The following is a 20,873-nucleotide window of genomic DNA, read 5'->3' as shown; positions in this document are numbered from 1 at the left end:
CGCGCGCTGTCCCGGAGTGACCGGTTTCACCCCGGGATCGAGGGGATCTCAGCCCAGTTTGTAGCCGCGATGCAGCGCCACCACACCACCGGTGAGGTCACGCCACTGCACCGAGTCCCAGCCTGCGTCGGCGATGCGCCGGGCCAGCCTGCGCTGGTTCGGCCACGCGCGGATCGATTCGGCGAGGTATACGTACGCGTCGGGGTTGGAGCTGACTGCTCGCGCCACCCGCGGCAGCGCCTTCATCAGGTACTCCATGTAGACGGTGCGGAACGGCCCGAACACCGGGGTGGAGAACTCGCAGACCACCACACGCCCGCCGGGCTTGGTCACTCGCAGCATCTCGCGCAGCGCCAGATCGATGTCGGCGACATTGCGCAGGCCGAAGGAGATGGTCACCGCGTCGAAGGAATTGTCGGCGAACGGCAGCGCCATCGCGTCACCGGCCACCATCGGCACCTGCCGGAACCGGCCCGCGGCGAGCATGCCCTGGGAGAAGTCGGTGGCCACGCACCAGGCGCCCGACTTGCCGAGCTCCACGGTCGAGACCCCGGTGCCCGCCGCCAGGTCGAGCACCCGCTCACCCGGACGCAGCCCGAGCGCGCGCCGCGTCGCCCACCGCCAGTATCGATCCTGGCCAGCGGAGATGACCGTGTTGGTGAGGTCGTAGCGCTTCGCCACACCGTCGAACATCGACGCGACCTCGTGGGGTTGCTTGTCCAGCGAAGCCCGAATCGGTTCCCGCTGCTCTGTTGTCGCCACGAATCGAGCTTATCGGCCGCGGCCTGCTATGCCGAGCGCGGCAAGCGGTCGCGCATGCCGGTGACATCGGCGTAGTGCGTCATCAGCTCGGTGCAGATGGCGGGCCAGGTGCGGTGCAGCACCGACTTGCGCGCCGCCGTCGCGAACCGGGCGCGCTGGCTCGGATCGCGCAGCGCCGACACCGCGCTGGGCAGCAGTTCGGCGAACCGGTCGACCGGCAGCAGATACCCGTTACGGCAGTGCGCGATCAGATCGCGCGGTCCGCCCGCATCGGGACCGATCACCGGCACACCGGAGGACAACGCCTCCTGCACACCCTGGCAGAACGTCTCGTGCTCGCCCGGGTGCACCATCACATCCAGGCTCGCGTAATGCGTGGCCAGCTCGCTGCCGCCGAGTTCACCGGTGAACACCGCGTCCGGCATCAGTCGGCCCAGCCGTGCCCGCTCCGGCCCGTCGCCCACCACGACCAGCTGGATCGAGGGGTCACCGGCCAGCGCGGCCAGTCGTTCGACGTGCTTCTCCGGCGCGAGCCTGCCGACGAAACCGACAACGAGCCGGTCCCGCGAGCCCAGCCAGCTCGCCCGCAGTTCGGCGCTGCGCGCGGCCGGGTTGAACCGGTCGATGTCGACGCCGCGGCCCCAGCGATGCACCCGCGGAATACAGTGGTCGGCCAGGTCCTGCGCGGCCGCGGAGGAGGGCGCCAGTGTGCGCGTCGCGCCTTCGTGGATCCGGCGCGTCCACGCCCAGGCCGCCCGCGCTGCCAGCCCGAGACCGTAGCTCTTGGCGAAGCCGGCCACATCGGTCTGATACACCGCGATCGAGGGCAGATCGAGCCGGGTCGCGGCAGCCAGCCCACCGGCGCCGAGCAGGAACGGCGAGGCCAGGTGCACCACGTCCGGATCGAAGGCGGCGATCGCGGCGGTGATCCCCGGCTGCGGCAGGCCGACCGGCAGCGAACTGACCCTCGGCACCATCATCGCGGGGACCCGGTGCACCGGGAAACGGCCGTGGAAGCGCGGGGCGGGCGGCACGCCACGCAGGGTGTCGGGCGCCACGATCATCGCGTCGTGCCCGTGCTGGTCCAGGTGGTCCAGCACCCGCAACACGGAGTTGACGACGCCGTTCATGTTCGGCAGGAAAGACTCCGAGACGATGGCTACGCGCACTCTCTCAGGGTGACCGCCACACCGCGCGGCACACCCACACCGACGTGAAGCCGGGACGAACAGCAGGCGAAGTTACGCCTCGCGCTGCTTCCGCCGAACCAGCCACAGCGCGGGCAACGCCAGTGCCCAGACCACCACGATCACCGACGCCGCCGGAATGATCGCCACCCGCGCATCGCGCCCGGCGACCCGGACCAGATCGGGGTCGCGCGTGCTGTACTCCACATTGATCCGCTGACCCGCGGTCAGATTGGTCGGATATAGGATGCCGACCTTCGGATTGTGGGTCACGCTGTCGGGCGTCACGTACATCACCGCCGAGCGCAACCGGCCCGCCGAGAGGACCTCGCCCGAGGTGACGCCACGATGATTCTCGATCTCGTAATCGTTGCGCCAGGCCGCGAGAACCAGCAGCACCATCAGCACGCTGATCACCGTCGCGGTACCGAGCACCCCGGTTGTCACCCGTCGCAGGCGCTTCGTCCGCCTCTCCGACTGGCTGGTTTCCGACACGCCGCCACCCTATAGGGCACAGGGCGCGTAGCGCTCCGTAGCCTGCGCATGGCCGCAGCGAATGCGGAGGTTACGCCTAGTCGTCTGCTGCGCTAGCGTGTGCGCCCATGTCCCGAAAATTCAGCTTCACCGTGCCCTACACCGTCCCGGTCGAAGAGCTTCACCGGGCACTCGTCGACGATGCGGTCTGGCAGGAGCGCTTCTCCGCCGCCGACACCGCGACCGTCGAACTGTCCCATCCCGACGGGCCGGGTTCGATTCGCCTGCAGATGACGGAAACCCCCGGTCGGGACAAGGTCCCCGGTCTGGTGCGCAAGGTTCTCAAGAGCGATCTGGTGCTCTCACGCACCGACAACTGGCAGCCGCTGCAGGGTGAGGTCGCCAAGGGCAGCTTCACCGGCAACACCGGCGGAATCACCACCGAGATGTCGGGCACCTACGAACTGCGCCCCACCGCCGAGGGCAGCGAGATCGAGGTCGTCGGCACCGTCACCGTGAAGGTGCCGCTGGTCGGCGGCGCGATCGAGCCGCTCGCCGAGCAGCTGCACCAGCGCGTCCTCAACAGCGAACGCAAGTTCCTCGAGGGCTGGTTCGCCAAGAACTGACACCCGCGGCGGTGCCGTCGACCGGGCGGCACCGCACCCGACGGGTGCTCAGCTGAATGGTTGTAGGTCGTCGGCGCGTAGCGATGCGCGTCCCGCTGCCCGCCAGGCGCGGGCGGTGATGTCGAGATCCTCGTCGGTCACCAGATTGCCCATCACCCGGACGGCCGTGCGCTGCAAATACTTCGAGCGCATCACCGGCGGCCCGCCGAGCGGGACCATCTTCGGGTGGGTGGCCAGGCCCGCGAGCCTGCGCGCCACCGAGAACGTGCGGCCGTACCGGTCACGCAGCAGCTGCGGCCACACCCGGCTCAGATCGGCCTCGTCAAGCAGCCCGGCGAGCAGGTGCCCGCCTTCCAGCCCGTAGTCGATGCCTTCACCGTTGAGCGGATTCACACAACCCGCGGCGTCGCCGACGAGCACCCAGTTCGGTCCGGCCACCCCCGACACCGCACCGCCCATCGGCAGCAGCGCCGACGCGACGGCACGCAGCTCGCCCTCGAGCTCCCATTCCTCGCGGCGCAGCCGGGTGTAGTGCTCGATCAGCGGCTTGAGCGCGATGTGCGAAGGCCGCTGTTCGGTCGCCAGCGAACCGACGCCGATGTTCACCTCGCCGTTGCCGAGCGGGAAGATCCAGCCGTAGCCGGGTACCAGCTCGTCGGCCGCGTTGCGCAGCTCCAGGTGCGAGGAGATCCACTGGTCGTCGCTGCGTCCCGACTTGATGTAGGCGCGCGCCGCGGTCCCGTAGGCGAAGCGCCGATGCCAGGTGCGGCCCAACTGTTTTCCGATGGGGGAGCGCACGCCGTCGGCCACGACGAGCACCCGGCAGCGCACCGAGTGGGTGGCATCGCCGATCCGGACCGTCACGCCGGTGACCCGCTCGCCTTCGCGCAGCACCTCGGTGACCTTCGCGCCGTCGACCATCGCGGCACCGGACTTGATCGCGGTCTCGCGCAGCTTGTCGTCGAGTTCGGTTCGGGGAACGGCGCTTCCGTACGTCGGGAACGACCCGCCCGGCCACGGCAGCAACGCCTCCCTGCCGAAACCGGCCATCCGCAGGCCGTGGTTCACCGTGTGCGCGCGCAGCCACTCGCCGAGGCCGAGGTGCTCGAGCTCGGCGGTCGCGCGCGGTGTCAGCCCGTCGCCACAGGTTTTGTCCCGCGGGAAGACAGCGGAATCGAGCAGCAGCACATCGCGTCCGGCGCGGGCGGCCCAGGCCGCCGACGCCGAACCGGCGGGCCCTGCACCGACGACCAGCACCTCGACGGCGGCAGGAAGGGCAGCGCGGTCGGCGGGGGTGAGATCCGGTGAACCCATGGCTCAATACTGGCACCCCAGGGCGCTGTGCGAGAGTGTCGGGTACACCGGGAATAGTCACTGTGTGACGGTGTTCATCGGCGTGGGCGCCGGAACACGCTAGGTTGCTACCCGTCGGGGTCGGACGCATCGCTGGGAGAAGATAATGAGCACATCGGCTGTGAGCGACGAGAGCACCGTGGTTGCCGGGGTAGATCTCGTCGATCCCGAACTCGCCGCCACCGTGCGCGACGGCCTGGCCGCGGTCGAGAAACTGCTCGTCGACGAACTCTCCGACGGCGAGGAATTCCTCCAGGAAGCCGCACTGCACCTGGCCAGGGCCGGCGGCAAGCGGTTCCGTCCGCTGTTCACCGTGCTGACCGGTCAGCTCGGCCCCAATCCCACCGACCCGGCGCTGGTCACCGCGGGCACCGTCGTGGAGCTGGTGCACCTGGCGACGCTGTACCACGACGACGTGATGGACGAGGCAACGCAGCGCCGCGGCGCGGTCAGCGTCAACGCGCGCTGGGGCAACAACATCGCGATCCTGGCAGGCGACTACCTGTTCGCGCACGCCTCCCGGCTCACCTCGACGCTCGGCCCCGACGCGGTCCGGATCATCGCCGAGACCTTCGCCGAGCTGGTCACCGGCCAGATGCGGGAAACCATGGGCGCCAAGCAGTCCCAGGATCCGGTCGAGCACTACCTACGCGTGGTCTGGGAAAAGACCGGCTCGCTCATCGCCGCAGCGGGCCGTTTCGGCGGCACCTTCTCCGGTGCGGGGACCGAGCATGTCGAGCGGCTGGCCCGCCTCGGTGATGCCGTCGGCACCGCCTTCCAGATCTCCGACGACATCATCGACATCTCCTCCTCGGCCGAACAGTCCGGCAAGACGCCAGGCACCGACCTGCGCGAGGGCGTGCACACCCTGCCCGTCCTCTACGCCCTGCGCGAGTCCGGCGCCGACGGCGACCGCCTGCGCACCCTGCTGGCACGCCCCCTGGAAACCGACGCCGAGGTCGACGAGGCACTCGAACTCCTGCGCCGCTCGCCCGGCATGGCCAAGGCCAAGGTCAAGCTCGGGGAGTACGCCGACCTTGCCGACGCCGAACTGGCCGCCCTCCCCGCTGGCCCGGCCAACGACGCCCTCAGCCGTCTGGTCCGCTACACCATCGAACGCGTCGGCTGACCAGGAACTATCCCGGCACCACACACGTTTTTCGATCATGCCCAATGGGATCAAAACATTCGGTTTGATGGTCGGGCTGTCGGCGTTGATCGTCGCCATCGGGGCGATGTTCCGCAGCCCGACGATCCTGATCATCTCGATCGTGCTGGCCGTCGGCATGAACGCCTACGCGTACTTCAACAGCGACAAACTGGCGCTGAAGGCGATGCACGCGCAACCGGTCAGCGAACTGGAAGCGCCGGTCATGTACCGGATCGTGCGCGAGCTCGCGACCACGGCCCGCCAGCCGATGCCGCGGCTCTACATCAGCCCGACCAACGCGCCCAACGCGTTCGCGACCGGTCGCAATCCCCGGCACGCGGCGGTGTGCTGCACCAGCGGCATCCTGCAGCTGCTCGACGCGCGGGAGTTACGCGCGGTTCTCGGCCACGAGCTGTCGCACGTCTACAACCGCGACATCCTGATCTCGTCGGTGGCAGGCGCGATGGCCTCGATCATCACCGGACTGGCGAACATGGCCTTCTTCGCCAGCTCGTTCGGTAGCAGGGACGGTCAGGGACCGAACGTCATCGCGGTGCTGCTCGTCTCGCTGCTCGGCCCGATCGCCGCGGGCCTGATCAAGATGGCGGTCTCGCGATCGCGCGAATTCCAGGCCGATCAGTCCGGCGCCGAACTCACCGGTGACCCGCTGGCCCTGGCCTCTGCCCTGCGCAAGATCGAACGCGGCGTCCAGGTGGCCCCGCTGCCGCCCGATCCCAAGCTCACCAGCGAATCGCACCTGATGATCGCCAACCCGTTCCGCGCTGGCGACCGCATCGCCCGCTGGTACTCGACGCACCCGCCGATGGACGAGCGCATCAAGCGGCTGGAGGAAATGGCAGGCGGAGACCACCGCTTCTGACGTCACCACCACGTTTTCGGCCGCCTCGCCGCCGAGCAGCGAGACGGAACGCCGAAGGCGCAGTATCGCTGCTCGGCGGCGAAGTCACGAGGCCGATAACCGCTGCGCCAGCCGCTAGCGATAATTGACGAACTGCAGGGCGATGCCGAAGTCCTCGCCCTTGAGCAGGGAGATCACGGCCTGCAGGTCGTCGCGCTTCTTGCTGCTGACCCGCAGCTCCTCGCCCTGGATCTGCGCCTTCACGCCCTTGGGGCCCTCGTCGCGGATCTTCTTGGAGATCTTCTTCGCCTTCTCGGTATCGATGCCCTGCACCAGCGTGCCGGTGATCTTGAACACCTTGCCCGAAGCCTGCGGCTCGCCCGCGTCGAACGCCTTCAGCGAGATGTCACGGCGGATCAGCTTCTCCTTGAACACGTCGAGCGCGGCCTTGACCCGCTCCTCGGCGTTCGCGGTCAGCACGATGGCTTCCTCGCCCGACCACGCGATCGACGCGTCGGTGCCCTTGAAGTCGTAGCGGGAGTTCAGCTCCTTCTCCGCCTGGTGCAGCGCGTTGTCGACCTCCTGGCGATCGACCTTGCTCACCACGTCGAATGACGAATCAGCCACACTGCGCTCCTGTCCCTCACGGTCTGACAATGGGTGCGCCGACAGGTGTGCCGGCCACCGAGACAGTTGTACCCGCATGCCTGGTCCGACCGCGCTCGCAGGGTCGTTGTGCAGGCGGTTTGCATTGGGGGTGTGGGTTCGTTGTAAGCTCTCAGCGCACCGGAAACGGCGCACAAGGCAGATTGCCCGAGCGGCCAATGGGAGCAGACTGTAAATCTGTCGGTGAAAGCCTACGTAGGTTCGAATCCTACATCTGCCACATCGAACCCCGTCGATCATCAGATCGGCGGGGTTCTTTGGTTTGGTGAAGCAACCCGCTGATCACCCGAGAACATGGGTAACTCCCGCGCCACCTCCGGCCCGAGCGGCCACGTGGTGAGCCCGAGAACAAGCAGCTGACCTACCGGACGACCCGCTGAAGTCGCGGGGAGGCGGGGGAGTTGGGGAGTTACCCATGTTCTCGGGCGATCAGTGGGTTGACTAGCGAAAAACCAGGTCCTAGCTGGCGATTTGGTAGTGCTGGCGGGTAGTGTGTAATCTCGTTCAGGACGCCGGAGCACGGGGTCGCGCTGATCGGCCCGCCGATACAGACTCTGTGCCACGTAGTCATGCCCCCTTAGCTCAGTCGGCAGAGCGTTTCCATGGTAAGGAAAAGGTCAACGGTTCGATTCCGTTAGGGGGCTCGCCGGATTGCCGGTGGTGACCGACTTTCCCGCCGGCCCACCGTAAAAGGTCCGCCGTGGCGGTGTAGCTCAGTCGGTAGAGCAAACGACTCATAATCGTTGTGTCGCCGGTTCAAGTCCGGCCATCGCTACCAATAACGACTCAGCCCAGACCGGAAAGAAGGCATATCGTGGCCGCGAAGTCCACCGATGTCCGGCCAAAGATCACCTTGGCCTGCGAAGAGTGCAAGCACCGCAACTACATCACCAAAAAGAACCGGCGCAACGACCCGGACCGCCTCGAGCTGAAGAAGTTCTGCCCGAACTGCGGAACCCACCGGGCGCACCGCGAGTCGCGCTGATTCACCAGAACATTTGCCGAAGGCCGGACGAAAGTCCGGCCTTTGTGCTTTTCCGGGGTCGATACAGTACCCCTCGGGGGTGGTGTCTACACCCCCGGACGGCTTGTGAGCGGTCTACGTGTGAGTAAGGTCCACGTGGTGACACTGAACACCGGAACTGACGAAGCGGTCACCGCCGCAGCCGCCGAACCGTTCGATCCCGCCGCACACGCGGCCGCGATGGTCGGCCACCACTACCGTGTCGACGACTTCTACGAGGTCGGCCGCGAGAAGGTGCGCGAATACGCCCGTGCCGTGCAGGACTACCACCCGGTGCACTGGGAGGAAGACATCGCGCGCGAGTACGGCCACCAGAGCCTGCTCGCCCCGCTCACCTTCATCTCGCTGGTCGGCATCCTGGCCCAGCGCAAGCTGTTCGAGCGGATCGTCACCGGCTACGACCTGAGCCAGATCATGCAGACCGACCAGATCCTGGAGTTCCACCGCCCGATCCGGGTTGGCGACCAGCTGACCTGTGATGTGTACCTGCATTCCTTCCGGCAGGCCTTCGGCGGCGACATCATCGTCACCAAGAACATCGTCACCGCCCAGGACGACGAGCTGGTGCTCACCACCTACACCACGCTGATCGGCCGCAGCGGCGCCGATATCGATCCGGCGATGTCGGACGCGGTCCGCAACATCCTCATGCACGGCCTCGAGGAGCCCGACCATCACGCGCCGGCCGAGCTCCCCGCCGAGCTCACCCCCGATCCGGTCACCAGGCAGCCGGAGCCTGCCGTCCCCACGCACGCCCTGTCCTTCGGCAGCGTGGCCGCCGGCGATGAACTGCCGCCGCGCACCGTCCGGCTCACCCGTGGCGATCTGGTGAACTACGCGGGCGTGTCCGGCGACGCCAACCCGATCCACTGGAGCGACGAGATCGTGAAGATGGTCGGCCTGGACGACGTGGTCGCGCACGGCATGCTCACGATGGGCCTCGGCGGCGGTTTCGTCACCTCGTGGCTCGGTGATCCCGGTGCGGTGAAGGAGTACAACGTCCGGTTCACCAGCCCGGTCTTCGTCGGGGCCGAGTCCCCGGCCGAGGTCGAGTTCACCGGTAAGGTGAAGTCGGTCGATCCGGAGGCAAGGACCGCGGTCGTCGCCATCACGGCGAAGTCGGCGGGCAAGAAGATCTTCGGGCGGGCCACGGCAACCGTTCAGCTGTCCTGACCTGGTCGGCTGTACCGGATTGGCGAATACCGCACGCGGTAACGTACACTCGGGACTCTGGGGTCACCGGCTGCTGCGCGCTGATCTTCCCGGGGAGTAGATCCCCATGGAAGCGGCGCGCATGTTGTGTGACACCAGAACTCGATAATCGAATATCGACTGTGGTTGGACAACACAGCTCAGGCTGGTCCAACCGAAGGGGCGTAGCTCAATTGGCAGAGCAGCGGTCTCCAAAACCGCAGGTTGCAGGTTCAAGTCCTGTCGCCCCTGCCCTGAATGCCAGCGACGAGGAAGGATCGACGTGAGCGACGAGCGGGAAACTCGCGCCGAAGACGGCGACGACACCGCCGCTGCCACTCGGCCGAGCGGCAAGCGGACAGCTCGCCGTGCGCGCACGTCGGATGCTCCGGCGGACACCGGTTCGGTGGCCACGCTGGACCGGCCTTCCTTGCGCAAGGCAGACAAGACTGCCGGGAAGGCCAAATCGGGCAACCCGTTCAAGCGGCTGCTCAAGTTCCTGCGAGAGGTCGTCGCGGAACTGCGCAAGGTGATCTGGCCGAACCGGAAGCAGATGGTCACCTATACGGCCGTCGTTCTGGTGTTCGTGGTCTTCATGGTCGCGTTCATCTACGGGATCGATATTGCGTTCATCACGGGTGTCGACTGGCTGTTCGGCTGATCGCCGACACCCCACGCCGGTAGCCGATCGCGGGCCGGAACGGCGGAGTGTGCCTCCGCGCACCTGACCCGGCCCAGACGATGTACGTGACGACACAGGAAGCGAGTGCCGAAGTGAGCACCCCGGAGAACGAAACAAACGCCGAGTTCCCGGTTGACGACACTGTCGAGGCGGAGACCGCCGCCGACGAGGTCGAGGCCACCACCGAGCTCGCAGACGCCGACGCGGCCGAGGAGGCCGTCGTCGAGGCCGTCGCCACCGAGGAAGACCCCGAAGCCGACCCCGTCGAGTCGATGAAGGCCAAGCTGCGCCGCGTCCCCGGCGACTGGTACGTCGTGCACTCCTACGCCGGCTACGAGAACAAGGTCAAGACCAACCTCGAGACCCGCGTGCAGAACCTCGGCCTCGAGGACTACATCTTCCAGGTCGAGGTGCCGACCGAAGAGGTCACCGAGATCAAGAACGGGCAGAAGAAGAACGTCAACCGCAAGGTGCTGCCCGGCTACATCCTGGTCCGGATGGAACTGAACAACGAGTCGTGGGGCGCGGTGCGCAACACCCCCGGCGTCACCGGTTTCGTCGGTATGACCGGCGGTGGCCCCGGCGCCAAGCCGACCCCGCTGACCATCAACGAGGTCGTGAAGTTCCTGGTCCCGGCCGGTGCGCAGGCTCAGAAGAAGGCGGCGGCCGCCGCTGCCGCGTCCGGTGCGGACACCGGTGCCGCTGCCGCGGGCAAGCCGGTCATCGAGGTCGACTTCGAGGTCGGCGAGTCGGTCACCGTCATGGACGGCCCGTTCGCGACGCTGCCCGCCAGCATCAGCGAGGTCAACGCCGAGCAGCAGAAGCTCAAGGTGCTCGTCTCGATCTTCGGTCGCGAGACCCCGGTCGAGCTGAACTTCACCCAGGTCTCCAAGATCTAGCTCGAACCAGCTTCGCAACGGCACCGCCTCGGCGGTGCCGTTGTCGTTGGTCGACCCTCCCGGCTGTGGCCGCCGCGGCGCGGTTCGGTAGAGTGTGACAGTTCGTGTGTAGACCCGCGCCAGGCGTTTCTCGTCCGGTGTGACAGTCGTGCGCGAATGCCGGGCTTGGACCCGGCGTGGGAGCGATCCCGCAACAGGCTTACGGCAACCGTAAGGAACCGAAACCCAAGGAAGAAAGATGCCCCCCAAGAAGAAGAAGCTCGCCGGGATCATCAAGCTGCAGATCCAGGCCGGTGCCGCGAACCCGGCTCCTCCGGTCGGCCCCGCGCTCGGTCAGCACGGCGTCAACATCATGGAGTTCTGCAAGGCGTACAACGCCGCGACCGAGTCGCAGCGTGGCAACGTCATCCCGGTCGAGATCTCGGTGTACGAGGACCGGACGTTCGACTTCAAGCTGAAGACCCCGCCCGCCGCGCGTCTGCTGCTCAAGGCCGCCGGTGTGCAGAAGGGCTCGGCCGAGCCGCACAAGACCAAGGTCGCCAAGGTCACCATGGACCAGGTCCGGGAGATCGCCAAGACCAAGGCCGAGGATCTCAACGCCACCGATCTCGATCAGGCCGTGAAGATCATCGCCGGTACCGCCCGCTCGATGGGTATCACCGTCGAAGGCTGAGCGAATCTCGCTCTCTGTGGGAGGGCCGGCCAGGCCCGGAAACCACACCTGAACTCGCAACTTTAAGGACAGAGAAACATGGCAAAGCGAAGCAAGGCGTATCTCGCCGCTGCTGAGAAGGTCGATCGCGACAAGCTGTACTCCCCGCTGAGCGCCGCGCGCCTGGCGAAGGAGACCGCCACCACCAAGACCGACGCGACCGTCGAGGTCGCCGTCCGTCTCGGCGTGGATCCCCGTAAGGCCGACCAGATGGTCCGCGGCACCGTCAACCTGCCGCACGGCACCGGTAAGACCGCCCGCGTCATCGTGTTCGCCGCAGGCGAGAAGGCCGCCGAGGCCGAGGCCGCCGGTGCCGACGCCGTTGGCGCCGAGGACCTGATCGAGCGGATCCAGGGCGGCTGGCTGGACTTCGACGCCGCGATCGCCACCCCGGACCAGATGGCCAAGGTCGGCCGCATCGCGCGTGTCCTCGGCCCGCGTGGTCTGATGCCGAACCCGAAGACGGGCACCGTCACCAACGATGTGACCAAGGCCGTCAACGACATCAAGGGCGGCAAGATCAACTTCCGCGTCGACAAGCAGGCCAACCTGCACTTCGTCATCGGCAAGGCGTCCTTCGACGACGCCAAGCTGGTGGAGAACTACGGCGCCGCGCTGGACGAGATCCTGCGTGTGAAGCCGTCGACCGCCAAGGGCCGCTACGTCAAGAAGATCACGGTTTCGACCAACACCGGACCGGGCATCCCGGTGGACCCGAACCGTACCCGCAACCTCCTCGACGAGGATGCGTGAGCTTCTCCTGACAGGTAGCTCCTGATCGACCACGAGGGTGGGAACGCACTGCGTTCCCACCCTCGCGGTTTTTCGAGCGCCTACTTCGGGTCGGCGTGCTCGGTGTCGCGCCAGCCGAGCAGCACGGACTCGCCGCGCTGGGGTTTCCACGGCAGGAATATCGCCACGATCACCGCGCACACCAGTACCGCGCCGGCGGCGACGAGGGAGGCGGCGTGCGCACCCTGCAGAGTCGCCGACTTCATCGCGACGATCAGGTTCTCGCGCTGGGTCTCCAAGAACGGGGCGAGTTCGCGTTTGCGCAGCTCGAGCACGCTGAGCGGACTCGCCTTGACCAGTTCCTTCTCCCGGTCGTTCATGATGCCGACCGGAATCGCGTCGATCCTGGCGCCGATCCTGCTGGTGTAGTACGAGGCCACGATCGACCCGAGGACGGCGACGCCGAGGGTGCCGCCGATCTCCCTGGTGGTGTCGTTGACCGCCGATCCGGCACCCGCCTCGTCCAGCGGCAGCGAGGACATGATCGATTCCGTCGCTGGCCCTTGCACGATGCCGAGGCCGAGGGCCATGAACACCATCGACGGCAGCACCCCGATCAGATAGCTGCTGTCGACCGTGACCTGCCCACCCAGATAGAGCCCGAGTCCGGTGAGCAGCAGGCCGATCACCAGCACGGCGGTGGTGCCGACGCGCTGTGCCAGCAGCGTGGCGACCGGCGCGCCGATCGCGACCGAGAACGCGAACGGCAGAGACGCGATACCGAATTCGAGTGGCGTGTATTCCCGCACGCCCTGGAAATACTGGGTGATCAGGAACAGGAATCCGAACATCGAGAAATACCCGATCGCAATTGCCAAGGCGGGCAACGAGAATCGGCGATTGCGGAATAGGCGCATGTCGAGAATCGGTGCGGCGGTACGCAATTCCCAGACCACGAAGGCGGCGAGCAAGACGGCGCCGAGTGTCGCGGTGCACAGCGTGGTGAGCGAGAGCCACCCGTTGTGCGGTGCCTCGATGATCGCCCACACCACCAGCGTGATGCCCGCGATCGACAGGAAGATGCCGGGCAGATCCAGCTTGCCGACCTGGTCGGCGCGCGATTCCGGTACCCAGATCAGCGTCGCGACCAGCGCGGCCAGCGCCACCGGCACATTGATCCAGAACACCGAGTGCCAGCTGAAGTGCTCGAGCAGCCAGCCACCCGAGATCGGGCCGATGGCGATGGCGAAACCGGCCATCGCGGTCCAGGCGGCGATGGCGAGCGCGCGTTCGCGCTTGTCGGTGAAGATGTTGATGATCAGGGCCAGGGTGGCGGGGAAGACGGCGGCGGCGAAGACGCCCATCGCCGCGCGGGCCGCGATGACCTGGGTCATAGATTCGGCCAGCGCGCCGCCGACCGACATCACGGCGATGCCGATGAGGCCGACGATCATGATCCGCCTGCGGCCGTAGCGGTCGCCGAGATTGCCCGCCGCGAGCAGCAGGCCGGCGAAGGTGAGGGTGTAGGCGTCGACGACCCATTGCAGGCCGGAGACGCCGGTCTGTAGCTGGACGCCGATGGAGGGGAGTGCGACGTTGACGATGGTGTTGTCGAGGACGACCAGCAGTTCGGCCAGGCAGATCACGACGAGTGCGAGGAATCGTTGTGAACGCCGGTCCAGCAGCGGTGGTGGAGCGACTATGGAGGTTGCCATAGCTGAGGAGTGAACCAGGTTACTGTCACCTTGCGTAACACCTTCTCGGTGCGATTGCTCCCACATTGCAGAACCGAAGTGACCTGCACCACAGAGGATTCGGTCGAATCGGGCGGGCGTCGACCCGTTTTGGCAGATGGGGGTAGGTGCCGGTACAGTGGACTCCGGTCATCGACATGTTCGATGGCTACCCATTCGTTCTACCGAAGACCGTTGGTCGTCGATGCCGCTTGCGTGGTGTCGATCGAAGGTCCGGCGACATTGCCGGCGGCCCACGCAGGGAGAGCTGAGGCCGATACTTTCGCGCCCCGGTACGCCTTGCGTCCGGGGCGTTAGTTTTGTCGCCGGCCCCTGAATTCGGTAGTGCGCGTTCACGAACCGACATCAGAGAGGAGGCGAAGTATGGCGAAGCCTGAAAAGGTCACCGCTGTCGCGGAGATCGCGGAGCAGTTCAAGAACTCCACGGCCACTGTTGTCACGGAATACCGTGGTCTTTCGGTCGGCAAGCTCACCGAGCTGCGTCGTGCGCTCGGCGCCGAGGCCACGTACTCCGTCGCCAAGAACACCCTGGTCAAGCTCGCGGCCGCGGAAGCGGGCGTCGAGGGCCTGGACGACTTGTTCGTCGGACCGACCGCCATCACCTTCATCCAGGGTGAGCCGGTCAACGCCGCGAAGGCGCTCAAGACCTTCGCCAAGGACAACAAGGCGCTCGTCATCAAGGGCGGCTACATGGACGGCGCTGCGCTGTCCGTGTCCGAGGTCGAGAAGATCGCCGACCTGGAGACCCGCGAGGTCCTGCTGGCCAAGCTGGCCGGTGCGATGAAGGGCAACATGTCCAAGGCTGCCGGGCTGTTCTCGGCTCCCGCAGGTCAGGTGGCCCGTCTGGCCGCAGCGCTGCAGGAGAAGAAGCAGGCCGAAGGCGCTGCCGAGTAATACCCCCGCACGGGTATTACGCCCGCGCGCACAAGACATTCACCACCGAAAGGAACAATCATGGCCAAGCTGTCCACCGAAGAGCTGCTCGAGGTTTTCTCGGAGATGACCCTCCTGGAGCTGTCCGGCTTCGTGAAGGCGTTCGAGGAGAAGTTCGAGGTCACCGCCGCTGCCCCCGTCGCCGTTGCCGCTGTCGGTGGCGCCGCTGCTCCGGCCGAGGCCGCTGAGGAGCAGGACGAGTTCGACGTCATCCTCGAGGGTGCGGGCGACAAGAAGATCCAGGTCATCAAGGTGGTCCGTGAGATCGTCTCGGGCCTGGGCCTGAAGGAAGCCAAGGACCTGGTCGAGGGTGCCCCGAAGCCGATCCTGGAGAAGGTCTCGAAGGAGGCTGCCGAGGCTGCCAAGGCCAAGCTGGAAGAGGCCGGCGCCAAGGTTGCCGTCAAGTAATTCGGCGCTTCGCGTTCGCGAACGGGCGGTCCCTTCCGGGGGCCGCCCGTTTGTTATTTGTCTGGACATGGGATGGTGATACGCGCTGTATCAACCGCGTGGGTTACTCTTCAGTCATATGAGGGTGTGCCCTGTCTCACTGATGGGATACAGTGACCGGACCCACAGTGTCGTGACGCACCGCCGTGATATGAGCGCGCGGTCAGCGGGGTGGGCTGCTCGCAGGCAACAATGGAGGTAGGCGTGGGCGTCGAGGTCAGGACCGAGGGTGTTACCAAATCCTTCGGTTCACAGCGAATTTGGCAGGACGTGTCGATCACGCTCCCTTCGGGTGAGGTGAGCGCCCTGCTCGGCCCTTCGGGTACGGGTAAGTCGGTGTTCCTGAAGTCGCTCATCGGTCTGTTGCGGCCGGAGCGCGGGTCCATCTTCATCGATGGCACCGATATCACCACCTGCTCCAACAAGGAGCTCTACGAGATCCGCAAACTGTTCGGCGTCCTTTTCCAGGACGGCGCGCTGTTCGGCTCGATGAACCTGTTCGACAACATCGCTTTCCCGCTTCGTGAGCACACGAAGAAGTCGGAATCCGAGATTCGGCAGATCGTCATGGAGAAGCTCGAGCTGACCGGTCTGCTCGGCGCCGAGAACAAGCTCCCCGGCGAGATCTCCGGCGGTATGCGCAAGCGCGCAGGCCTGGCCCGCGCGCTGGTCCTCGACCCGCAGATCATCCTGGTCGACGAGCCCGACTCCGGTCTCGACCCCGTGCGTACCTCGTACCTGGCGCAGCTGCTGCTCAACATCAACGCCCAGATCGACGCCACGATCCTCATCGTGACGCACAACATCAACCTGGCCCGTACCGTGCCGGACAACATCGGCATGCTCTTCCGCCGCCAGCTGGTCATGTTCGGCCCCCGTGAGGTGCTGCTGACCAGCGAGGAGCCGGTCGTCAAGCAGTTCCTCAACGGCCGCATGATCGGCCCGATCGGTATGTCGGAGGAGAAGGACGAGGCGCAGATGGCGCGCGAGCAGGCGCTCGTCGACGCCGGTCACCACCACGGTGGCGCCGAGGAGATCGAGGGCATCATCCCGCAGATGAAGGCCGAGCCGGGCATGCCCGCTCGCCAGGCCGTCTTCCGCCGCCAGGCGCGGGTGCGTGAGATCATGCACACCCTGCCGCACGCGGCCCAGGTGGCGATCCGCGAGTCGCTCGACGAGTCCGCCGACGACACCCAGGTGATGGCCGCCTACGGCAGCGAGCACCCCACCGCCCAGTTCGACACCAAGACGATTCCGCACGGCCAGATCAACGGCTGAGCGACTTTCACTCCCACTACGAGCCCCCGGCCATCCGGCCGGGGCTCGTAGTGCGTTCAGGGGCGGTGGCGGCTCGGCGTGGCCGGAAAACGGGCGCTGAGCGGCGGTTACGCGAGTTGGCGCACACGGCGTGTCGCGAGTAAAATGACCGCGGTTCCGGACGGGGATGCGCAGCGCGCCAGTCGATCTCACTTCTCGGACAGACCGCGCCGCGCCACTTGACGAGGCGGGCGCGAACCGTCACCCTATTCACAGCAGCGTCAGCTGTTACAGGGGCTTCAGCGCCCAGAACACCCGACGCGGCCAGCGTCACGGGAGTTCGGCGCGTTTGCCGTGTGAGCGGTCGCACGGATGGTATGTTGACACCCCCGTGTATGTGGGTGTAAGTTTGGACGTTGCGCTGGCTGCCTCCTGTCCACACCTTGATTCGCACTCGTAAGTTCCACCCTTCCGGTGTTACTTCCGCTGCTGCCTGTTCGGGTTTCGTTCGGGTTGTAACCAGCGGAATTCGTAGCAGACAAGCGACGGTCGCGGACCACCACGCGACGCGCGTGAGGTGCTGGAAGGACGCATCTTGGCAGTCTCCACCCAGACCAAGGCTGGAATCCCCGGAGCCCCGTTGAGGGTTTCGTTCGCGAAGATCCGTGAGCCCTTGGAGGTGCCCGGACTTCTCGACCTACAAACGGACTCGTTCGCCTGGTTGGTCGGTACCCCCGACTGGCGTGAGAAGGCGGCCGCACGCGGCGACGTCGGTCTCGCAGGCGGCTTGGAGGAGGTGCTCGAGGAGCTCTCGCCGATCGAGGACTTCTCCGGTTCGATGTCCCTGTCGTTCTCCGATCCGCGCTTCGAAGAGGTCAAGGCCTCTATCGATGAGTGCAAAGAGAAGGACATGACCTACGCGGCGCCGTTGTTCGTCACCGCGGAGTTCATCAACAACAACACCGGCGAGATCAAGAGCCAGACGGTCTTCATGGGCGATTTCCCCATGATGACCAACAAGGGCACCTTCATCATCAACGGCACCGAGCGCGTCGTCGTCTCGCAGCTGGTCCGCTCCCCGGGCGTCTACTTCGATCACAGCATCGACAAGGGCACCGAGAAGGACCTGCACAGCGTGCGCGTGATCCCGTCGCGCGGCGCGTGGCTGGAGTTCGACGTCGACAAGCGCGACACCGTCGGTGTCCGCATCGACCGCAAGCGCCGTCAGCCGGTCACCGTGCTGCTCAAGGCGCTGGGCTGGACCACCGAGGAGATCGTCGAGCGTTTCGGCTTCTCCGAGATCATGATGTCCACCCTGGAGAAGGACAGCACCCCCGGCCAGGACGAGGCGCTGCTCGACATCTACCGCAAGCTGCGTCCGGGCGAGCCGCCGACCAAGGAGTCCGCGCAGACCCTGCTGGAGAACCTGTTCTTCAAGGAGAAGCGCTACGACCTGGCGCGCGTCGGTCGCTACAAGATCAACAAGAAGCTCGGCATCCACGTGCACGAGCCGGTGACCTCCTCGGTGCTGACCAAGGAAGACATCGTCACCACCATCGAGTACCTGGTGCGTCTGCACGCCGGTGACCGCTCGATGACCGCCCCCGGTGGCGAAGAGGTCCCCGTCGAGATCGACGACATCGACCACTTCGGCAACCGTCGTCTGCGCACCGTCGGCGAGCTGATCCAGAACCAGATCCGCGTCGGCCTGTCCCGCATGGAGCGCGTGGTCCGCGAGCGGATGACGACTCAGGACGTCGAGGCGATCACGCCGCAGACCCTGATCAACATCCGCCCGGTCGTCGCCGCGATCAAGGAGTTCTTCGGAACCTCCCAGCTGTCGCAGTTCATGGACCAGAACAACCCGCTGTCGGGTCTGACCCACAAGCGCCGCCTGTCGGCGCTCGGCCCCGGTGGTCTGTCCCGTGAGCGTGCAGGCCTGGAAGTCCGTGACGTCCACCCGTCGCACTACGGCCGCATGTGCCCGATCGAGACCCCGGAAGGCCCGAACATCGGCCTGATCGGTTCGCTGTCGGTGTACGCGCGGGTCAACCCGTTCGGCTTCATCGAGACCCCGTACCAGAAGGTCGTCGACGGCAAGGTCACCGACGAGGTCAAGTACCTGACCGCCGACGAGGAAGACCGCTACGTTCGCGCGCAGGCCAACTCTCCGGTCGACGCCGAGGGCCGCTTCCTCGAGGAGAAGGTCCTCGTCCGCCGTGCGGGCGAAGAGGTCGAGTTCGTGACGCCGGCTCAGGTCGACTACATGGACATCTCGCCGCGCCAGATGGTGTCGGTCGCGACGGCCATGATCCCGTTCCTCGAGCACGACGACGCCAACCGTGCCCTCATGGGCGCGAACATGCAGCGTCAGGCCGTGCCGCTGATCCGTTCCGAGTCCCCGATCGTGGGCACCGGCATGGAGCTGCGCGCCGCGGTGGACGCGGGCGATGTCGTGGTGAACGAGAAGCCGGGTGTGGTCGAGGAGGTCTCGGCCGACTACGTCACCGTGATGGCCGACGACGGCAGCCGCAAGTCCTACCGGATGCGCAAGTTCAACCGCTCGAACCAGGGCACCTGCTCCAACCAGCGTCCGATCGTGGACGAGGGTCAGCGGGTGGAGAAGGGCCAGGTTCTGGCCGACGGCCCCTGCACCGAGAACGGTGAGATGGCGCTGGGCAAGAACCTGCTCGTCGCCGTCATGCCGTGGGAAGGCCACAACTACGAGGACGCGATCATCCTGTCGCAGCGCCTCGTGGAAGAGGACGTTCTCACCTCGATCCACATCGAAGAGCACGAGATCGACGCCCGCGACACCAAGCTGGGCGCCGAGGAGATCACCAGGGACATCCCGAACGTCTCCGACGAGGTGCTGGCCGACCTGGACGAGCGCGGCATCATCCGCATCGGTGCCGAGGTCCGCGACGGCGACATCCTGGTCGGCAAGGTCACCCCGAAGGGCGAGACCGAGCTGACCCCCGAGGAGCGCCTGCTCCGCGCGATCTTCGGTGAGAAGGCGCGCGAGGTGCGCGACACCTCGCTGAAGGTGCCCCACGGTGAGTCCGGCAAGGTCATCGGCATCCGCGTGTTCTCGCGCGAGGACGACGACGATCTGCCTCCCGGTGTCAACGAGCTGGTCCGCGTCTACGTGGCCCAGAAGCGCAAGATCCAGGACGGCGACAAGCTGGCCGGCCGCCACGGCAACAAGGGCGTCATCGGCAAGATCCTCCCCGTCGAGGACATGCCGTTCATGCCCGACGGCACCCCGATCGACATCATCCTGAACACCCACGGTGTTCCGCGTCGTATGAACATCGGCCAGATCCTGGAAACCCACCTCGGGTGGATCGGTAAGGCCGGCTGGAATATCGACGTGGCCACGGACGGTACTCGTCCCGAGTGGGCGGCCACGCTGCCCGAGGAGATGCTGGCCGCGCCGGCCGACTCCAACATCGCGACGCCCGTCTTCGACGGTGCCAAGGATGACGAGCTGACCGGCCTGCTTGCTTCGACCCTGCCGAACCGTGACGGTGAGCGCATGGTCGACGAGAACGGCAAGGCGACCCTGTTCGACGGCCGCTCCGGCGAGCCGTTCCCGTACCCGGTCGCGGTCGGTTACATGTACATCCTGAAGCTGCACCACCTGGTCGACGACAAGATCCACGCCCGTTCGACCGGTCCGTACTCGATGATCACGCAGCAGCCGCTGGGTGGTAAGGCGCAGTTCGGTGGTCAGCGTTTCGGTGAGATGGAGTGCTGGGCCATGCAGGCCTACGGCGCGGCGTACACGCTGCAGGAACTCCTGACCATCAAGTCCGACGACGTGGTGGGCCGTGTGAAGGTCTACGAGGCGATCGTCAAGGGCGAGAACATTCCGGAGCCGGGCATTCCGGAGTCGTTCAAGGTGCTCCTCAAGGAACTCCAGTCGCTGTGCCTCAACGTGGAAGTGCTGTCCTCGGACGGCGCCGCGATCGAGATGCGCGACGGCGACGACGAGGATCTGGAGCGCGCCGCGGCGAACCTGGGCATCAACCTGTCCAGGAACGAAGCGGCCACCGTCGACGATTTGGCGAACTAGGTGGTGACGCGGGTGGCTGTTTCGGCAGCCGCCCGCGAACCCGCGATCGATAACTAGTGAACTTTTTGCTCGAATTCGACCCGAACA

The 20,873-nt window shown here is 66.3% G+C and carries 19 protein-coding genes and 4 tRNA genes; 17 read left to right on the top strand and 6 right to left on the bottom strand.

Features of this window, described 5'->3' with window-relative positions; all coding sequences use genetic code 11:
- Positions 1 to 48: 48 nt before the first annotated feature.
- The 3 genes from ACWF82_RS11195 to ACWF82_RS11185 all read right to left on the bottom strand — a co-directional run bounded on the left by ACWF82_RS11195 (position 49) and on the right by ACWF82_RS11185 (position 2,444).
- Entirely contained in the window at positions 49 to 762 is a 714-nt protein-coding gene (locus tag ACWF82_RS11195) for a demethylmenaquinone methyltransferase (protein WP_218719600.1), read from the bottom strand.
- A 26-nt stretch (positions 763 to 788) separates the two neighbouring features.
- On the bottom strand, positions 789 to 1,931 hold the full coding sequence (locus ACWF82_RS11190; protein WP_452500226.1) for a glycosyltransferase family 4 protein: 1,143 nt from the start codon (positions 1,929 to 1,931) through the stop codon (positions 789 to 791).
- 72 nt (positions 1,932 to 2,003) lie between these two features.
- Positions 2,004 to 2,444 carry a DUF3592 domain-containing protein gene (locus ACWF82_RS11185; protein ID WP_452500224.1) on the bottom strand — a complete coding sequence of 147 codons (441 nt, stop codon included), beginning with the start codon at positions 2,442 to 2,444 and terminating at the stop codon, positions 2,004 to 2,006.
- Positions 2,445 to 2,551: 107 nt separating this feature from the next.
- Between ACWF82_RS11185 and ACWF82_RS11180 the strand changes: the two genes are divergently transcribed.
- Positions 2,552 to 3,049, top strand: coding sequence for a DUF2505 domain-containing protein (locus tag ACWF82_RS11180; protein ID WP_452500222.1), 498 nt, complete (start codon positions 2,552 to 2,554; stop codon positions 3,047 to 3,049).
- 48 nt (positions 3,050 to 3,097) lie between these two features.
- On the opposite strand, the gene ACWF82_RS11175 is transcribed toward ACWF82_RS11180, so the two are convergent.
- Entirely contained in the window at positions 3,098 to 4,363 is a 1,266-nt protein-coding gene (locus tag ACWF82_RS11175; protein WP_452500220.1) for a geranylgeranyl reductase family protein, read from the bottom strand.
- Between the two features lie 145 nt (positions 4,364 to 4,508).
- Between ACWF82_RS11175 and ACWF82_RS11170 the strand changes: the two genes are divergently transcribed.
- Complete coding sequence (locus ACWF82_RS11170) at positions 4,509 to 5,531, top strand: polyprenyl synthetase family protein (RefSeq protein ID WP_452500218.1); 1,023 nt, start codon at positions 4,509 to 4,511, stop codon at positions 5,529 to 5,531.
- Between the two features lie 37 nt (positions 5,532 to 5,568).
- Positions 5,569 to 6,432, top strand: coding sequence for a zinc metalloprotease HtpX (gene htpX / locus ACWF82_RS11165; protein ID WP_452500216.1), 864 nt, complete (start codon positions 5,569 to 5,571; stop codon positions 6,430 to 6,432).
- Positions 6,433 to 6,546: 114 nt separating this feature from the next.
- Here the strand turns inward: htpX and ACWF82_RS11160 are convergent, their stop codons facing one another.
- Positions 6,547 to 7,038 carry a YajQ family cyclic di-GMP-binding protein gene (locus tag ACWF82_RS11160; RefSeq protein ID WP_189025598.1) on the bottom strand — a complete coding sequence of 164 codons (492 nt, stop codon included), beginning with the start codon at positions 7,036 to 7,038 and terminating at the stop codon, positions 6,547 to 6,549.
- Positions 7,039 to 7,214: 176 nt separating this feature from the next.
- Here ACWF82_RS11160 and ACWF82_RS11155 point away from each other — a divergent pair.
- The 10 genes from ACWF82_RS11155 (at position 7,215) to rplA (ending at position 12,338) form a co-directional block, all read left to right on the top strand.
- Positions 7,215 to 7,297, top strand: a tRNA-Tyr gene (locus ACWF82_RS11155).
- 351 nt (positions 7,298 to 7,648) lie between these two features.
- Positions 7,649 to 7,721, top strand: a tRNA-Thr gene (locus ACWF82_RS11150).
- A 58-nt stretch (positions 7,722 to 7,779) separates the two neighbouring features.
- A tRNA-Met gene (locus tag ACWF82_RS11145) sits at positions 7,780 to 7,855 on the top strand.
- Positions 7,856 to 7,891: 36 nt separating this feature from the next.
- Positions 7,892 to 8,062: a 50S ribosomal protein L33 gene (gene rpmG / locus ACWF82_RS11140; RefSeq protein WP_019049401.1), complete on the top strand. Its 171-nt coding sequence runs from the start codon at positions 7,892 to 7,894 to the stop codon at positions 8,060 to 8,062.
- A gap of 144 nt (positions 8,063 to 8,206) precedes the next feature.
- Positions 8,207 to 9,274 (top strand): fused (3R)-hydroxyacyl-ACP dehydratase subunits HadA/HadB, encoded by a 1,068-nt coding sequence (locus ACWF82_RS11135; RefSeq protein ID WP_452500381.1) that lies wholly within the window; start codon positions 8,207 to 8,209, stop codon positions 9,272 to 9,274.
- A 197-nt stretch (positions 9,275 to 9,471) separates the two neighbouring features.
- Positions 9,472 to 9,544 (top strand) — tRNA-Trp (locus ACWF82_RS11130).
- Between the two features lie 31 nt (positions 9,545 to 9,575).
- Positions 9,576 to 9,953, top strand: a complete 378-nt coding sequence (gene secE / locus ACWF82_RS11125; RefSeq protein ID WP_452500214.1) for a preprotein translocase subunit SecE — start codon at positions 9,576 to 9,578, stop codon at positions 9,951 to 9,953.
- A 113-nt stretch (positions 9,954 to 10,066) separates the two neighbouring features.
- A complete protein-coding gene (nusG, locus tag ACWF82_RS11120) occupies positions 10,067 to 10,873 on the top strand; it encodes a transcription termination/antitermination protein NusG (protein ID WP_452500379.1) in 807 nt (268 codons plus the stop codon).
- 238 nt (positions 10,874 to 11,111) lie between these two features.
- On the top strand, positions 11,112 to 11,546 hold the full coding sequence (gene rplK / locus ACWF82_RS11115; protein WP_452500212.1) for a 50S ribosomal protein L11: 435 nt from the start codon (positions 11,112 to 11,114) through the stop codon (positions 11,544 to 11,546).
- A gap of 78 nt (positions 11,547 to 11,624) precedes the next feature.
- On the top strand, positions 11,625 to 12,338 hold the full coding sequence (gene rplA / locus ACWF82_RS11110) for a 50S ribosomal protein L1 (protein ID WP_019049396.1): 714 nt from the start codon (positions 11,625 to 11,627) through the stop codon (positions 12,336 to 12,338).
- A gap of 80 nt (positions 12,339 to 12,418) precedes the next feature.
- Here rplA and ACWF82_RS11105 read toward each other — a convergent pair whose 3' ends face one another.
- Complete coding sequence (locus ACWF82_RS11105) at positions 12,419 to 14,032, bottom strand: MFS transporter (RefSeq protein ID WP_452500210.1); 1,614 nt, start codon at positions 14,030 to 14,032, stop codon at positions 12,419 to 12,421.
- Positions 14,033 to 14,434: 402 nt separating this feature from the next.
- Between ACWF82_RS11105 and rplJ the strand changes: the two genes are divergently transcribed.
- The 4 genes from rplJ (at position 14,435) to rpoB (ending at position 20,786) form a co-directional block, all read left to right on the top strand.
- Positions 14,435 to 14,965: a 50S ribosomal protein L10 gene (gene rplJ, locus ACWF82_RS11100; RefSeq protein WP_189025604.1), complete on the top strand. Its 531-nt coding sequence runs from the start codon at positions 14,435 to 14,437 to the stop codon at positions 14,963 to 14,965.
- A gap of 60 nt (positions 14,966 to 15,025) precedes the next feature.
- Positions 15,026 to 15,412 (top strand): 50S ribosomal protein L7/L12, encoded by a 387-nt coding sequence (gene rplL / locus ACWF82_RS11095; RefSeq protein ID WP_452500208.1) that lies wholly within the window; start codon positions 15,026 to 15,028, stop codon positions 15,410 to 15,412.
- 231 nt (positions 15,413 to 15,643) lie between these two features.
- Positions 15,644 to 16,729, top strand: a complete 1,086-nt coding sequence (locus tag ACWF82_RS11090) for an ABC transporter ATP-binding protein (RefSeq protein WP_452500206.1) — start codon at positions 15,644 to 15,646, stop codon at positions 16,727 to 16,729.
- 556 nt (positions 16,730 to 17,285) lie between these two features.
- Entirely contained in the window at positions 17,286 to 20,786 is a 3,501-nt protein-coding gene (gene rpoB / locus ACWF82_RS11085; RefSeq protein WP_452500205.1) for a DNA-directed RNA polymerase subunit beta, read from the top strand.
- The last annotated feature ends 87 nt before the right edge of the window (positions 20,787 to 20,873 follow it).

This window comes from Nocardia sp. NPDC055053 (genome assembly GCF_053608285.1).
Note: the sequence above shows the minus strand (reverse complement) of the source record. Positions and strands in the feature narration are given on the sequence as shown.

Excerpts from the sequence above, each read along its gene's own strand:
- ACWF82_RS11180 (WP_452500222.1), top strand. The coding sequence starts at position 2,552 with ATGTCCCGAAAATTCAGCTTCACCGTGCCCTACACCGTCCCGGTCGAA.
- ACWF82_RS11175 (WP_452500220.1), bottom strand. The coding sequence starts at position 4,363 with ATGGGTTCACCGGATCTCACCCCCGCCGACCGCGCTGCCCTTCCTGCC.
- ACWF82_RS11170 (WP_452500218.1), top strand. The coding sequence starts at position 4,509 with ATGAGCACATCGGCTGTGAGCGACGAGAGCACCGTGGTTGCCGGGGTA.
- htpX (WP_452500216.1), top strand. The coding sequence starts at position 5,569 with ATGCCCAATGGGATCAAAACATTCGGTTTGATGGTCGGGCTGTCGGCG.
- rplK (WP_452500212.1), top strand. The coding sequence starts at position 11,112 with ATGCCCCCCAAGAAGAAGAAGCTCGCCGGGATCATCAAGCTGCAGATC.
- rplA (WP_019049396.1), top strand. The coding sequence starts at position 11,625 with ATGGCAAAGCGAAGCAAGGCGTATCTCGCCGCTGCTGAGAAGGTCGAT.
- ACWF82_RS11105 (WP_452500210.1), bottom strand. The coding sequence starts at position 14,032 with ATGGCAACCTCCATAGTCGCTCCACCACCGCTGCTGGACCGGCGTTCA.
- rplJ (WP_189025604.1), top strand. The coding sequence starts at position 14,435 with ATGGCGAAGCCTGAAAAGGTCACCGCTGTCGCGGAGATCGCGGAGCAG.
- rplL (WP_452500208.1), top strand. The coding sequence starts at position 15,026 with ATGGCCAAGCTGTCCACCGAAGAGCTGCTCGAGGTTTTCTCGGAGATG.
- ACWF82_RS11090 (WP_452500206.1), top strand. The coding sequence starts at position 15,644 with ATGGAGGTAGGCGTGGGCGTCGAGGTCAGGACCGAGGGTGTTACCAAA.